This window comes from Coleofasciculus sp., assembly GCF_046539235.1.
Lineage (GTDB): Bacteria > Cyanobacteriota > Cyanobacteriia > Cyanobacteriales > Coleofasciculaceae > Coleofasciculus.
In genome coordinates this window covers 1-15820 of the sequence record NZ_JBKHHI010000125.1, presented here as the reverse complement: position 1 = coordinate 15820, position 15820 = coordinate 1, and the positions used below count along the sequence as shown (strand labels likewise).

Genomic DNA, 15820 nt, shown 5'->3' with positions numbered 1-15820 from the left:
TTCTTAGCAATACTCTCGATTGGTTGAGCGTAAACACTGGAATTAAAAGCAACGATTACTAGAGTCAAAGCACTCAAAATTTTTCCTAGTCTGAATCCTTGTTTAAGTAGATTGTAGTTCATGTTCAACCTCCAAGGGAAAATTTCAATATTTATGGGCAAAATGCACAGTTATTTTCTGACCTATTAATTTTTATCGGTTTGGTTAGATCTTTGCCTCTACCTCAGGGTGTAATATGAATGGCGTTCAATTAAGGAAATGGCGCTGAATTCAGACTGGTGGGTAATGCTCACCCTAGGGTACATTAAGGGTTTCGGCGATACAGAACGGCAAACGATGACGTTACCTCTAATCCTATGGTTTTGGGCAGGATATACGAACTTACGCCAATTTAGTACATTGTTATCTGTTCCCTGTTCCCTGTTCCCTAAAGTGTCATTCCGCCCCAGATGATACCAACTCAAGCTCAACATTGCCTTGGGGTAAGTACATCTGTTGGATATACTCAGCCAGCATTCGCTCTGTATTGAAAAAGGGTGCTATAGTTTTAATCGAAGCTTTCATCTTTTGAATCCAACGCCGCTTTAACCCTTGCTCATCTTCGTCGTAGTACAGGGGAATAATCTCATTTTCTAATAAGTCGTAAAGGGCTTCAGCGTCAGGTTGGTTTTGTAACTCGGCAACTTCAGTTTTATCCCCATTCCAAATCGCCCAACCATTGATACCTTTACCCTCAGGTGACGCTTGATAGGCTTCGCACCACCAACCATCAAGTATGCTGCAATTAATTCCCCCATTTAAGGCGACTTTTTGCCCACTCGTACCCGAAGCTTCACGAGTACGCAGGGGATTATTCAACCACAAATCTACCCCCTGCACCAACTTTTCTGCGATGGGTAAGTTGTAGTCTTCAAGAAACACAAAGCGATGCTGGATATCTGGCTGATTTCCCCACTGAATTAATCGTTGAATGATTTGTTTGCTTTCATAGTCGGCTGGATGTGCTTTACCTGCAAAAACAATTTGCACCGGGCGTTCTGCATGACTAAAAATTGCCTTAGCCCGTTCAGGATCAGTAATAATTAAATCGCCTCGTTTATAGGTGGTCATGCGACGAGCAAAACCGATAGTTAAGGCATTTGGGTCGAATAAATTTGCTCCGGCTGCGATTGATTCGGCTGACTCACCGCGTTCCCTGCTTTTTTTTTGTCGATGGGAACGGATGTGGGCAATAAGTTGTTCTTTAAGACGTTGGTGACGCCAACGACTTCCAGCATGGCAAAGGTAGCATTACCTTCGTTAAGATGATAAATTTGCGGATCAAACCCCAACTTTTGCAACGCCCTAACCCCACCAATTCCTAAGAGAATTTCTTGGGCAAGGCGTGTATCTTGATTCCCGCCATACAGTTGTCCGGTAATCCAACGGTCAATGTTCTGATTATCATCAAAATTAGTATCTAATAGATAAAGATTGACTCGTCCCAATCGCACTTGCCAGATTTGGGCATGAACCGTGCGATCGCGAATCTCTATGTCAATGGTAAGGACTTGCCCTTGCTGATCCTGACATAATTCTAGGGGCAATTGTTCAACAGTATGATCACTATACTCCTCTTTTTGCCAGCCACTCCCATCGAAATGCTGGCGGAAATAACCTTGACGATACAATAAGCCCACGCCGACTAAAGGTACGCCTAAATCAGAAGCTGATTTCAGATGATCAGCAGCCAAAACTCCTAAGCCACCCGCATACGTTGAGATGCAGGGATGAAAACCATATTCAATTGAAAAATAGGCAATGGGTTGCTGAGGTTGCAACTGGGGGAGTTTCTGACTTGCCCAGGTATTGGTAGCATCCATATAGTGCCGAAACTGGTTTGCCAGTGTTCCAACTCGACTGAGATAATAGGGGTCTATGGCTAACTCGGCTAACCGTTCCTCTGAAACCATTGCTAACAGCTTGACGGGATTGCGATCGCATTCTGACCACAGTTGGGAATTAATCACCCGAAAGATAGATAATCGTTCAGGAGACCAACTCCACCAAAAGTTGAAGGCTAGATCGGCTAGACAATGAAGCGGATAGGGCAGTTTCTTTTTTAAGTCAGTTGCACTAGCTGATGCCACGGCGACTGGAAGTCGCTGCTACACTAATGTATGCGAAGCATTCCCGAAGGGTAGTCCGCCAGGTAAGGACTGGATTATAGAGGTAGTTAAGCCGGATTTGGTATAAAATAGCGAGCCAGAGGCTCGCCCTACAACCGTTTCCTTTTCCCTGTTCCCTGTTCCCTCCCTTCACCACCCTATTTATTCAGCAAGCCCTAACTAATAATTCGCTTAAACAATGACAACTTGCCGTTATAAGGTGGATACCGCCAATTTAAATCGAACCAGAATCCCTTTTTCAATACACTCTTAAAGTGAGAAAATGTATCAAAACTGGCTTTACCATGATAGTTCCCCATTCCACTATCTCCAACACCACCAAAGGGTAAAGTTGTCACGCCAACTTGCATCACGGTGTCATTAAGACAGACACCACCGGACGAGGTTTGCTGTAAGACTTGTTGCTGTTTGTGTTTATCTTTGGAAAATAGGTAGAGGGCTAAGGGTTTAGGTCGAGCATTAATCTGCGCGATCGCATCATTCAAGTCCTGATACTCTAACACAGGCAGAATCGGACCAAAGATTTCTTCTTCCATGATCGGTGAATCCCAAGACACTCCATCAATCACAGTGGGCGCGATATACTTATCTTCTGGTCGAGTTTGTCCGCCAATGACAATTTCTCCGTCCTTCAACAGAGGAACCAGCCGATCAAAATGTCGATGACTTATAATTCGGGCATAGTCCGGACTTTGCTCCGGCTCCTGACCATAAAAGTATTGAACACATTTTTGCACTTCTGTCAATAGGTCTGACTTAATTCGCCGATCAACTAACAGATAATCTGGGGCGATACAGGTTTGTCCCGCATTCAGGTATTTTCCCCAAGTAATTCGTTTAGCCGTATCTTTGAGATCCGTATCCGCATCGACAATACAGGGGCTTTTACCGCCCAACTCTAACGTCACAGGCGTTAGATGTTTCGCGGCGGCTTCCATGACGATTTTGCCGATCGCAGTTCCCCCGGTAAAAAAGATATGGTCAAATTTTTCCGCCAGCAGCGCTTTACTGGTATCAGCGTCTCCTTCGACAACCGCGATATAAGCCGGGTCAAAGGTTTTCTGGATGAGATTGGCGATCGCGGCTGAGGTATGGGCAGAAATTTCCGAGGGTTTGAGTACCGCACAATTTCCAGCAGCGATCGCGCCAACTAAGGGAGAAATCAATAACTGGAAGGGATAATTCCAAGGAGAGATAATCAGCACCACACCCAAGGGTTCAGGATAAATCTTCCCCGAGGCGGGGAATTGTTCTAATCCGACAGCTACCTTTTTCGGTTTAACCCAGGATTTGAGGTGCTTGATGGCGTAATTAATTTCCGTAATCGCCGCGATTTCAAAATAGGCTTCAAACTCCGGACGCCCTAAATCAGCTTTAACCGCGTTGATAATCGCCTCTTGATCATCAACAACGGCTTGTTTGAGGCGTTTTAGCTGTTCCAGGCGCCACTTGACATCCTTGGTTTTGCCTGTGGCGAAAAAATCCCGTTGTTTGCGGATAATATCAGTAACTGGTACTTGGGTCAGCATTCTGGCGTCCTTTAGGGCTTCAACTTATACTTATATGTGATAGCGTACTCTAGCCTTGAGTGAATCACTGTTGAAACGGATTATTGGCTTAACCGGAGGGATTGGTACAGGTAAAACCACGGTTTCTAATTATCTTGCCGATACCTATCAGCTTCCGATTTTAGATGCAGATATCTACGCCAGAGACGCCGTGCAGCCTGGTTCCCCGGTTTTGAACCGGATTATTACCCGCTACGGTTCTGATGTACAATTAGCCGATCGCACACTGAACCGCAAACGCTTAGGGGAGATCGTTTTCCCGAACCCAAAGGAACGCCAGTGGTTAGAACAACAGATCCATCCGTATGTGCGCGATCGCATTGAGTCTCAACTCAATATCCTAGAGTCTCCGACTGTGGTTGTCGTGATACCTTTATTGTTTGAAGCCAATATGACAGACTTAGTCACCGAAATCTGGGTTGTCAGTTGTCCCCAAGAACAACAGATTCAGCGAATTCGGGAACGCGATCGCCTTTGTCTTGAACAAGCTCAATCTCGTCTCCACAGTCAGCTTCCCCTAGCTGAAAAAGTGGCGCGTGCTGATGTAGTTTTAGATAACTCTTCCACTCGCGAATCTTTGCTTCAACAAGTTGATCGGGCTTTAGCAAGGAATGGGAATAAGCGATACACATAATTTTATTTTTGTCAACCTAAATAACTGGATCGACGTCCTAGTATTCTGGGAACAGTTAACCGAAAATGCCTTATCTTGATCCGCTAAATGCCAATACGATTAGGCTACCATGGATGCGATAGCTTCCCTAACACCAACCTTTAAACACCTGTAATCCTTGTAGGGGCGGGTTTAGGAACTTCATGAACATTGTCACCAGTAACGCTTCCACAAAACCCGCCCTGATTCAAATTGTTGGCATTTTGTTAGATCAAGACAAATACATCAGCCGTCAAGTCAAGGGTTAACTAACAGTTAAAACTGAATGGGCAACAATATAACAGTTGCCAACGCGACCATTACCAATCCTGTGTGGGCGTAAAGGTTACATCTTTTACTTCACCCATCTCTCCCAAGGGTTTCGCTGTTGTTTGATTCAACGATACCCATACCGCCCCCGCATTCCCAGATCGGATAGTTAATTCATTTTTAGCGTTCCAAGTTTTTGGGGAATCCTCCTCAGTTAAGATTCCCTCAAACTCAGTTTTACCATCAACGCTAACCCGCACCCAGGATTCCCCTTTCGTTTCTACTGTAATTTGAACTGGGAGATTGGGACGAAAGACAGTCGGCGCAGGTGTTGAGGTGACGGTGGGTGGGTTGGGAGTAAGCTGTTGCTCAATTGTCGGAGACTCTTGAGTGGGTATAGAGAGTTGGGGTTTGAGGAGTTGGTTGAGCAGATACACAAGTCCACCGATCGCGACGATTCCACCAATACCAATGTAGAGGAGAAAAGGTTGACGCGATCGCGAAATCGGAGTGGACTCAGAAATTTCGGCTTGAGAGTCAGGAGAATCAGAGGGTGGCGATACCACCTCGGTGGCAAAGCTTTGGAGTAACGTGGTGCTGTCTAAATTCAGTGTTTCGGCATACCGCCGAATAAACCCTTGAACAAAGACAGATTCAGGTAACTCCTCACACCGTCCAGCCTCTAGCGCTTTCAACGAGCGTAAGGAGATAAAGGTTTTGAGAGCAATTTCCTCAATCGATTTCTCCTGCTCTTCTCTACAGTGTCGTAAATAGGTTCCTATATTTTTAAGTTGCTCTTCTTGAGCTGTAGTTAAATGGTTCACCTGATCCGCCTATCAAGGATTACACATTTATCGCGAATAGCGCTCCCAGTATATCACCTGTCCGTTGTCCGTTGTCTATTGCTAAGCACAAAAAATAACGGACAACAGGCAAGTGACTGAAACAACGCTACTGACTACCTCCCACGACAACATTGCGAATTCGTAAAGAAGGACCGCCACAGCCTACAGGTAAGCCACTCTGTCCGCCTTTTCCACAACCGCCTGACTCATCCCAGTAGAAGTCATTACCGATCGCTTCAATATCGCCTAAAGTTTTAAACACATTGCCAGATAGGGTAACATCCCGCACCGGTTCAGCCATCTGTCCCTCGCGAATCATCCAGGCTTCACCAGCGCTAAAGGTGAACATCTCCCCATTAGTCATACCCCCTAACCAGTTGCGGGCATAAACACCTTCGCGAATCCCTCGGACTAAATCCTTAACCGGGGTTTTGCCCGGTTCAATCCAGGTATTGGTCATGCGGACAATGGGTGGATAGTGGTAGTTTAGACAACGGGCGTTGCCGCTGGGAGCTTCGCCTAACTTACCTGCGGTTTCACGAGAATGCAGACGCCCCACTAAAATGCCATCTTTAATCAGTTGAGTCGTTGTTGCTGGTGTTCCTTCATCATCGTAGCAATAGCTACCGCGATGTCCCTCTGGGGCAGCACCGTCGAAGATTTGCAAATCTGGTGGACCAAAGCGACGCCCTTTGCTCATCACCTCCAACAGATCGGGGTTTTCATAGGCCATATCCGCTTCAGAAAGATGTCCAAAGGCTTCATGAACAAATAAACCGGAAAGGATGGGATCAATAACTACCGTGTAAACTCCTCCCCGAACGGGTGACAAAGACAAAGCATTAACCGCCCGTTGCGCCGCACCCTGTACTTGCATGTCAAGATCAGTGAGATCTTCGTAGCCATTGCGAGATCCGGTGGTTTCCCGCCCCGTCTGCACAATCTCATCCTTACGGGCGGTAGCCGAGAAACGCATTTCTAGATCTGCCCAAGATTGCTCAATTAGAGTGCCTTCGGAGGTAGCAATAATAATCCGTTGATGGCTATCCCCGTAGCGGACAGAGGTGGTTGTAATCCGGGGATCAAAACGTTTGAGCAATTGGTTGTAGTGATCGCACAGCGCTTTCTTCTCTGTTAGAGGAATCATCCGGGGATCAGTCCCAGTTAGGGGGAGTTGGCGAGTATCTTGCACAATCGGAATCGGCGCAAGTAGGGTTTCTCCATCCCCGACAATTCGGGCGGCGCTGATTGCTTCTTCCAGTCGCTCCTTAAGGCTAGAGAGTTGGTTGAAACTGGCAAAGCCCCAACCGCCTTTATAACAGGCTCGCACCTGTCCACCAATAGCAAGCCCCTCACTCAAGGTTTCTACCTTATTGCCCCGCACGATAATGCTGGTTCCTTCAGATTCTTCTAAGCGAATCGCTAAGTAATCCACGCGAGAGCGATAGCGAGCGATCAGGTCTGCAATTAAATTTTGAGTATCCGCGAGTACAGTAGGCATGATCTAGGGAACAAGCAAGATAGAACTGCTTCTATTGTGCAATGACTCAAGCCTTGGCTGCTACGTTTGTTCCCCAATCCGCCGTTGATATTCTGTCTCTGTGATTAAATCTTGGGTACTTTCTACGCGGTCTACAAACACAATACCATTCAGATGATCATATTCATGCTGAACAATTCTTGCCACAAAATCGGTTAACTGTTGTCGCTGCGGCTTACCCTGTTGATTGGTGTACTCTATCTCAATCGCCTGATACCTGGGTACTAACCCGCGAATACCGGGAATACTTAAACAACCTTCCCAGCCTTTGACCACCTCATCTGAGTGAGCCACAATCTGCGGATTGATCATCGCTGTCGGTTCCATCGTCGGCGCATTCGGATACCGGGGATTGGGACGAGACGCTACGATAAACAAACGGCAGGATTGAGAAACTTGGGGAGCAGCGATCCCCACACCATTAGCGGCTACAGCCTGTGCCTTGAGATCCTCAATCAGCTGTTGAATAGATTCATCCTGAACATTATCGATGGGTCGAGCTAGCTGGCGTAAGACAGGATTGCCTAACTGAGCGATTTCTAGGGATTGGGTCATAATGGTGTGCAATTAAACTGGACAGTTGCTATTTATTCAATGCTAAATCCCTATATATATAAATGTGCGCCGGAATATCTTGCCAATAGCTCGAATGAGGAGAACAGAAAACGATTACCGACAGTAGAGGAATACCCGTGGAAATGTCCCCCGAACAGCTCTGGATACAGGTATTGGAGCGTTTACAACTCCAACTCAGCCGACCCACCTTTGAAACCTGGCTCAAGGGAACAACCGCTCAGCAGCTCGACCAGAATTGCTTAGTGGTTTGTACCCCCAATCCCTTTGCCAGAAATTGGTTGCAAAAGTATTACATCAAAACAATCACTGATGTGGTGCAGGAGATCCTGGGACAATCGGTGGACATTTACCTTACCGTGATCACTGACAACGACAACGCGACAATCAGCGATACAGGTATTTCCTGGTCGGGTCCGGTTGCGGCTAACCCCGATACCGAACGTCCCTCTCATCAACTCCCTAAACCCACAGAGTTAAATCAGAAGTACGTGTTTTCTCGCTTCGTGGTTGGTTCAAATAATCGTATGGCTCATGCGGCGGCTTTGGCTGTAGCCGAATCACCAGGGCGGGAGTTTAATCCCCTGTTTTTGTGTGGGGGCGTTGGTTTGGGGAAAACTCACTTAATGCAAGCGATCGCGCATTTTCGGTGGGAGAATTCTCCGAGTTCTAAGATCTTCTATGTGTCTACTGAACATTTTACCAATGATCTGATTGCCGCCATCCGCAAAGATAGTATGCAAAGTTTTCGGGAACACTATCGAGCAGCTGAGGTGCTATTGATTGATGATATTCAGTTTATCGAAGGAAAAGAATATACTCAGGAAGAATTTTTTCATACATTCAATACCTTACACGAAGCCGGAAAACAAATCGTCTTGGCATCCGATCGCCCGCCGCATCAGATTAGCCGCTTGCAGGAACGGCTATGTTCTCGCTTTTCGATGGGGTTAATCGCCGATATTCAGCCTCCTGACTTGGAAACCCGGATGGCAATTTTGCAAAAAAAGGCAGAGTATGAAAACATCCGGTTGCCGCGATCGGTGGTCGAGTATATTGCGACTCAATATAAATCGAACATTCGCGAACTAGAAGGGGCATTAATTCGAGTCGTCGCCTACATCTCGATTTCGGGAGTACCGATGAGTGTCGAGAACATTGCACCAATTTTGAATCCGCGAACCCCAACCGTACAAGCTGCACCGGAGATCATTGTGACAACCGTCGCTGATGCCTTTAATGTCTCGGTAGAAGACTTGAAAGGGAACTCACGCCGCCGAGAAATCAGTTGGTCTAGGCAAATTGCTATGTATCTGATGCGGCAGCATACTGATTTGAGCTTACCCCGAATTGGCGAAGAATTTGGCGGCAAGGACCATACCACAGTTATGTATAGCTGCGACAAGATTACTCAATTACGAGAACGCGATCCCAGCGTGGCACAGAAACTGAGTCAATTGAGCGATCGGATTAATTTGGCAAGTCAAACTCAAAGCTAAGCTTAAAGTTGAGTTTATTTCCACCAACCTACTTATTGGGCGTGGGATGAGTAGAAATACAGGGTGGAAAAATTCCCGCAATTTTCCACAACTTTTCCACAAGGACTCCGTTCCTAAAACACGAAGAATTCAGGAATTGGCAATCATCTGAGTCTAGTTTTTCCACAGTTTCCCCAAGGTCTGAATTCCATGCTAGAGTTGCCTCTGGATAGATGAGAGAACCACGATTGTGCCTCATGTAGAGTCCAACTCAAATCTCCCTGAGTCTCCTTGACGAGAATTCTAGCTGTGCCAAACATTGACGATTCCTTCTATGAAACTAACTTGTAGCCAAAGTGAACTCAATACCAATCTTTCTCTCGTAAATCGGGCGGTTCCCTCACGTCCCACCCATCCGGTACTGGGTAATGTGTTACTCAAAGCCGATGCTGAGAATCAGCGAGTGAGTTTAACCGCCTTCGACTTGAGTCTAGGTCTGCAAACCAGTTTTAACGCCAACGTCGAAGCGGATGGTGCGATCGCGATTCCGGCTAAACTATTCAATGACATTGTTTCCCGTTTGCCAGAGGGAGACATTACTCTCGAAGACTCCCTCTCCGAAGCGGAGAGTGATGCAGACACCGAAAGCCTATCGATCACCTTAACCTCGACATCGGGACAATACAAAATGCGAGGAATGAACTCAGAGGACTTTCCCGAACTCCCCCAAATCGAAGATGGAATGGTGGTTAAACTCCCGGTTGAAGCCTTAATTGAAGGATTGCGCGGATCATTATTTGCCACCAGTGCAGATGAAACGAAACAGGTGCTGACCGGGGTGCATCTGATGGTTCAAGAAGATAGTCTGGAATTTGCCGCAACTGATGGTCACCGACTAGCGGTTGTGGAAACTCTTAACGCTAAACCAACCAGTGAGGAAAGCCAAGAGGATGAAGAAAAACCAGCCTCTGAAGATACCATATCTTCCTTTGAGCTAACCGTACCCGCTAGAACCTTAAGGGAACTTGAACGGATGTTAGGACTCTCTGAATCAAGCGATACCGTCGCCTTGCAGTTTGAGGTGGGTCAAATTATCTTCCAAGGGGGTGATCATCGCTTGACCAGTCGGACGTTAGAGGGACAATATCCCGCTTACCGCCAACTTATCCCCGGTCAGTTTCAGCGTCAGGTGGCTATTCCTCGGCGTCAATTACTGAGTGCGGTTGAACGAATTGCAGTTTTGGCTGATCAGAAAAATAATATCGTCAAGTTTGATATTGATGCCCAGGCGCAAACCATTGATCTGACCGTGGAAACTCAAGATGTTGGCAGTGCGAGAGAGTCCCTATCAGCACAAGTTACGGGTGAAAGTATCGAGATTGCCTTTAATGTGAAGTACTTAATCGATGGCTTAAAGGCGCTGTCTACGTCAGATATTCAGCTACAAATGAATGCGGCGAATACTCCCGTGATTCTCACACCTCTGGGTGGCTTAAAAATGACCTATCTGATTATGCCTGTGCAAATCCGGGATTGAGGTTTTTGTCTATGGTTCATGGTTCATGGTTCATAGTTCATTGGTTCTTACCTTGGACGATGAACGATGAGCCGGCTAAGTAGGTGGGGACAATCAAAGTTAACGGCGGAGCTCGTCATACTCGCTGCCCTTGAGAAGCAAGCTACTTCCTTTTTAAGGGTTTGAGAAACATTCACAGAACTTAACATAGTTCGGTTTATTTCCACCGACCTACTTATGGCAAACTATTTCTCATTTTAGTCATAAAAATCTACATTGTTAATTTATATTTATCTGACCGGAAAAATTATTTTCGTCTGCTCAGATAACCTCAAACACAACGTTACATCAAAACCATCGATTAATTCTATTCACCCAATTTTTATTACTTTTCTTTATCTTTTTGAAACCCTTCTTGATATCTGCTATTATCTATAAGCGGATTTTGCCTTTTAAAAGGTGCCATGGAATATTGGAGTCAGCAAATGGTAAAAACCGACACGCTTGTTTTATTGTAGTCCATTATACAGTTACCTAGCCAACCTAAAGGATGAGTAAAAAAAACAGGCTGACAAATATGCCCAGCAAAGATTATTATTTCAAAACTGATTTAGACAAGCTATATCTTGCCAGCAATAATTTTTTACCAACTTGAATCTGTCTTTGGGGTGCAATAGACAGACCATTATAAGGCAGACAAGCAGCAATCAGGGTTCAATTTAAACATTTGCCAGACTTTTATATAAAATTTACAAAGTCTTCATTGTCCATTTACAAAGTCTTCATCATTACTCAAGTTAATACTCCTGTCTCATTTTCAAATTCTTGATAACTGTAATGTAAACAGCAAGTGAAGCCAGCCAAGGTTCATAAGCGTGCTTACCATCCCAACAGCGAATGATTCATCTGTGATGCAACCCGTAATCGATAAACAAGTTATCGTATCTGACCATGTGGTAACCATGGTGTTCACAGACCTAGTTAGTTCCACAGCGGTCAAAAAATATTTAAAGGGAAATGACATCACTACCCGCAATCGCCTCTACTTTGACACGATTCTCAAACCCCATCGCCAGCGTGTTGAAGCGAATTTAGTGGCTTACGGAGGGCGTGTAGTCAAGACCGAAGGTGACGCTTACTTTGTGGTTTTCGCCAATGCGTCTCAAGCAGCTCAGTGGGCGGTAGCGCTGCAAATTAGTCACACCTGTGATCCCATTGACACCCCCCTGGGTCCGTTACAAGTCAGAATTGGCATGCACACAGGGAGTCCCTTACCCGACGGTGATGATTTTATTGGCGAGGAAGTTGACTACGCGGCTCGGGTGTCCTCACTCGCCCATGGGGGACAAATTCTGCTGTCGGAAGTGACAACAGATTTGATTCACGATGCGGGAATTACAGACTTAACCATTATTCCCCGTGGCAATCACTACTTAAAGGGCATTGGCAAAGCGCCGATTTTTGAACTGCTATACCTCAACAAAGGGCAACGACAGCGTAAAAAACCCAGATCTTGGAAATCTCGGGGTCTTCAACTGTTGGCAAGTCTAACCGGTGTCGGCGTGGCAATGGGTGTTGGTTTGACAGGTATGCTACAGCCTTTGGAACTGAAAGCGTTTGACCACTTTATGCAAATCCGTCCTCAACAGGAAAGTCCTGACCCACGCCTACTGATGATTACCATTACAGGGGGTGATGTTCAAGCTCAATCCTCTGCCCAACGGCAAGGGTTATCCTTGTCGAATGCTAAACTGGCTCAACTCCTGGAAAAATTAGCCCAATACCAACCGCGAGTCATTGGTTTAGACCTCTATCGCGATTTTCCGGTAGAACCTCAGTATGGTGATTTAGCGAATCGTTTACGGCAAGACAAGCGTTTAATAACCGTCTGTAAGGTGGGAGATACAACTGATAATCCGGGCATTCCGCCTCCTCCAGATATTCCTCCAGACTCCTTACCCGAACGAGTTGGGTTTAGTGATGTAATGTTAGACCCAGATGGCGTTGTGCGTCGTCATCTTCTGGGTTTAGCGCCTCCTGACCAATCCGAATGTCAAATCAGTAACTCTTTGAGTCTAGTTATGGCTTTGCGTTACTTAGAAGAGGAGGGCATTACGGCTGAGTTGACTCCCAATAATGATTTGCAAATTGGTCAGGTTGTTTTCCCGACCCTAAAAAATAATAGTGGAGGTTATCAGAATATCGATGCCGGGGGCTATCAAATGTTACTGAATTATCGGGCTACGAGTTCAGCGGAAACAATTGCGCGTACCTATACGTTAAAAGAGGTACTTGAGGAAAATAAATTAACGCCTGAATTGGTTAAAGACCGCATGGTTTTCATTGGTACCGTTGATAAAACCTTTCATGATATTCATGCAACTCCTTACAATCAAAGCAACCGACCTGAGACGGCTGGGGTATTTCTGCAAGCCCAGATGACGAGTCAAATTATCAGTGCGGTTAAGGATGAGCGACCTCTTTTGGTGTGGTGGTCTGAGTGGGCTGAATATCTTTGGATTGGGGCTTGGTCTCTGGTGGCGGGTCTAGTCAGTTGGCGTTTCCGTTCCCCTCTTTTACTAGGCTTGGCAGTCGTTGGAATGCTGAGTGTTCTCTATGGCTGCTCTTTTGTGATCTTTATCCAAGGAGTTTGGGTGCCGATGATACCATCGGGTATTGCGATCGTTGTCACCAGCGGCATGGTTAGCGTGTATCTTGCCCATCCTAGTTTAAAGTACTGGATCTGAGGACGCAGGTAAGCGACTTGAGGTGTAGGTAGGGTGTGGGGTGTGGCCTGTGCGCGGAATACCTTGACGCCACATTTTGCCTGATAAACAAAATTTATTGTTATAAGATACAAAAATCCCAGAGCCACAAATGATTATGTTAGTCAAAAGCCAGGGGAAATATTGAATTCCCCTGACCAAGTTAAATGGAAAAAATTGAACGGGCTAGGAGGGATTCGAACCCCCGACACCGTGGTCCGTAGCCACGTGCTCTAGTCCACTGAGCTACAAGCCCTAGCTGTGAGTGATTGACTCACCGATTACTTACAATATCACATCTTTATCCAATGACGCAAGACTCTGCCCAAAAATCATCTCTGAGCCATCTAAATTCTCAGGGTCAAGCCCAAATGGTCGATGTTTCCAGCAAACCCGCTACCCGCCGCCAAGCCGTCGCCGCGGCTCAAGTGCGGATGCAAACGGCGACATTCCAGGCGATTGAGACAGGCAATGCACCAAAGGGAGATGTTTTAGCCACCGCCCGACTGGCTGGTATTATGGCAGCCAAGCAGACGGCAAACTTGATTCCCTTGTGTCATCCCTTACCCCTACACCAAGTCGAGGTACAAATCCAACCGGATGCTCAATTACCGGGGTATCAGATTCAGGCATCGGTAACAACAAAAGCCGAAACCGGGGTAGAAATGGAAGCCTTGACAGCCGTTTCCGTTACCGCCCTGACGCTGTACGATATGGCAAAAGCCTTGGAGAAATCGATTCAAATTGAATCCATCCGCCTGTTGAGTAAGACGGGTGGCAAATCCGGCGAGTATCAATCCCCCAGTTGAGCGATCGCACTGTCGTATCCCCTGTACGCTAATTGGCGCAGGGGATTTGCGTATATTTACGGATGTCTAATCATCTTCAGAGTATTTAAATTTGAATTTGATCAATTAACTTGTCTTAATTAATCAACAGAGACTGGTAGTTTAGTTAAAGCAATAACTCAATACTAGATGATTTACTGCATAGGGATTATTTACGTAACAATCGCAACTCATTTGTTTATGACTTGGTTTGAGTTGGCTGATGACATGAGGAATTTATCGGAGCAAGAAAAAGTCCTCTCCTGGGTTACATTGGTTATTGCGGCTGTATTTTGGCCCATTGTGCTCCCTATTGCTTACACAAAACTACTTAAATCTCAAACGTCTAAAAGACTTACTTAAACTTCTATCTCGCACTCCTTCAGGGTAAGCCGATTTTAGCGTCAGGTTACGACTAAGGAAGCCTACACTGTACCTATAGGGTCAGTGTAGGAGAATATCATTCTCTATAGACTTCCTCTGTTGTTTCAGCTTGTAATATTGAGGATGAACAGGCTGAGGTAACCAAACTATAAACAGTATGGCAGAACACAAACGGATTGGTATTCTCACCAGTGGTGGGGATTGTGCGGGGTTAAATGCAGTGATTCGAGCGGTGGTTCACCGAGCGGTGGGAACCTACAATTGGGAGGTTTGGGGCATTTATCGCGCCACCCAAGGGTTGATGCAGCGCCCTCCCCAAGCCACTCGCTTAGAACCCAAGCAAGTTGATGCGGCGCTAACCTTGGCGGGAACAATTCTGGGAACAACGAATAAAGGCAACCCGTTTGCATTTCCCATGTCTGATGGTACAGTACGCGATCGCTCATCAGAAATTGCCGAAGGGTATCATCAGTTAGGACTTGATGCCCTAATTGGCATTGGTGGTGATGGCAGTTTGGCGATTTTGCGTAAACTAGCGGAAGTTGGGGGGATAAATTTGGTGGGGATTCCCAAAACCATTGATAATGATGTGGGGATTACGGAGCGCTCCATCGGATTTGATACGGCGGTGAATATTGCCACCGAAGCCCTAGACCGTTTACAGTTTACCGCCGCTAGCCATGATCGGGTGATGATCCTAGAAGTTATGGGACGCGATGCGGGTCATATTGCGATTAGTGCGGGAATTGCGGGGGGGGCTGATATTATTCTAATTCCGGAAATCCCTTATACTCTAGAACGAATATGCCAGCAAATCCAACAGCGCAAACAACAAGGAAACAACTATAGTGTAGCCATAGTTTCCGAAGCCGTTCGCACCGAATCTGGGGAAGTGGTGCAGAATACCCTCAGTTTTGGCGAATGTCGCTATGGCGGGGTGGGTCATTATTTAGCAGAACGAATTAGCGCCTTAAGTGGTGCAGAAACACGAGTGACGGTGTTGGGACATACCCAGCGTGGTGGGACTCCCTCACCCTTAGATCGTCTCACCGCCTCGGCTTTTGGTGTCGCCGCGGTGGATTTAATTGCGGACAAAGACTACGATAAGATGGTGACCTGGCAAAATCGACAGGTTGTCAGCGTACCGATTGTAGACGCGATCAGTCAGTATAAAGCGGTGGATTCCCAAGGGACTCTGGTGAAAACCGCCAGAGGTTTAGGAATTTGTCTAGGA

10 protein-coding genes, 1 tRNA gene and 2 pseudogenes are annotated in these 15820 nt (G+C 46.3%); 6 read left to right on the top strand and 7 right to left on the bottom strand.

Annotated features, from left to right (window positions below):
• Positions 1 to 435 precede the first annotated feature (435 nt).
• The 3 genes and pseudogenes from glgP to ACLFWI_RS13390 form a co-directional block, all read right to left on the bottom strand.
• Positions 436 to 1763, bottom strand: a pseudogene (gene glgP / locus ACLFWI_RS13400) (alpha-glucan family phosphorylase).
• Between the two features lie 12 nt (positions 1764 to 1775).
• Positions 1776 to 2129 (bottom strand): annotated as a pseudogene (locus ACLFWI_RS13395) (DUF3417 domain-containing protein); the annotation flags it as partial.
• A 194-nt stretch (positions 2130 to 2323) separates the two neighbouring features.
• The gene (locus ACLFWI_RS13390) at positions 2324 to 3697 is read right to left on the bottom strand and encodes an aldehyde dehydrogenase (RefSeq protein ID WP_446413346.1); all 1374 of its coding nucleotides are present in this window, start codon (positions 3695 to 3697) and stop codon (positions 2324 to 2326) included.
• 67 nt (positions 3698 to 3764) lie between these two features.
• Between ACLFWI_RS13390 and coaE the strand changes: the two genes are divergently transcribed.
• Positions 3765 to 4370, top strand: coding sequence for a dephospho-CoA kinase (coaE, locus tag ACLFWI_RS13385; protein ID WP_446413347.1), 606 nt, complete (start codon positions 3765 to 3767; stop codon positions 4368 to 4370).
• 338 nt (positions 4371 to 4708) lie between these two features.
• On the opposite strand, the gene ACLFWI_RS13380 is transcribed toward coaE, so the two are convergent.
• The 3 genes from ACLFWI_RS13380 to def all read right to left on the bottom strand — a co-directional run bounded on the left by ACLFWI_RS13380 (position 4709) and on the right by def (position 7598).
• Entirely contained in the window at positions 4709 to 5482 is a 774-nt protein-coding gene (locus tag ACLFWI_RS13380; RefSeq protein ID WP_446413345.1) for a helix-turn-helix domain-containing protein, read from the bottom strand.
• Positions 5483 to 5609: 127 nt separating this feature from the next.
• Complete coding sequence (locus ACLFWI_RS13375; RefSeq protein ID WP_446413344.1) at positions 5610 to 7004, bottom strand: TldD/PmbA family protein; 1395 nt, start codon at positions 7002 to 7004, stop codon at positions 5610 to 5612.
• Between the two features lie 60 nt (positions 7005 to 7064).
• Positions 7065 to 7598 (bottom strand): peptide deformylase, encoded by a 534-nt coding sequence (def, locus tag ACLFWI_RS13370; RefSeq protein ID WP_446413343.1) that lies wholly within the window; start codon positions 7596 to 7598, stop codon positions 7065 to 7067.
• Between the two features lie 143 nt (positions 7599 to 7741).
• Here def and dnaA point away from each other — a divergent pair, with 143 nt between their 5' ends.
• The 3 genes from dnaA (at position 7742) to ACLFWI_RS13355 (ending at position 13357) form a co-directional block, all read left to right on the top strand.
• Positions 7742 to 9115, top strand: a complete 1374-nt coding sequence (gene dnaA, locus ACLFWI_RS13365) for a chromosomal replication initiator protein DnaA (RefSeq protein WP_446413342.1) — start codon at positions 7742 to 7744, stop codon at positions 9113 to 9115.
• 313 nt (positions 9116 to 9428) lie between these two features.
• A complete protein-coding gene (gene dnaN / locus ACLFWI_RS13360) occupies positions 9429 to 10631 on the top strand; it encodes a DNA polymerase III subunit beta (protein ID WP_446413341.1) in 1203 nt (400 codons plus the stop codon).
• An 854-nt stretch (positions 10632 to 11485) separates the two neighbouring features.
• The gene (locus ACLFWI_RS13355; RefSeq protein WP_446413340.1) at positions 11486 to 13357 is read left to right on the top strand and encodes a CHASE2 domain-containing protein; all 1872 of its coding nucleotides are present in this window, start codon (positions 11486 to 11488) and stop codon (positions 13355 to 13357) included.
• Between the two features lie 200 nt (positions 13358 to 13557).
• On the opposite strand, the gene ACLFWI_RS13350 is transcribed toward ACLFWI_RS13355, so the two are convergent.
• A tRNA-Arg gene (locus ACLFWI_RS13350) sits at positions 13558 to 13631 on the bottom strand.
• Between the two features lie 52 nt (positions 13632 to 13683).
• Here ACLFWI_RS13350 and moaC point away from each other — a divergent pair.
• Positions 13684 to 14184: a cyclic pyranopterin monophosphate synthase MoaC gene (gene moaC / locus ACLFWI_RS13345; RefSeq protein ID WP_446413339.1), complete on the top strand. Its 501-nt coding sequence runs from the start codon at positions 13684 to 13686 to the stop codon at positions 14182 to 14184.
• A 559-nt stretch (positions 14185 to 14743) separates the two neighbouring features.
• A partial coding sequence (locus tag ACLFWI_RS13340; protein WP_446413338.1) for an ATP-dependent 6-phosphofructokinase occupies positions 14744 to 15820 on the top strand: 1077 nt, incomplete at its 3' end.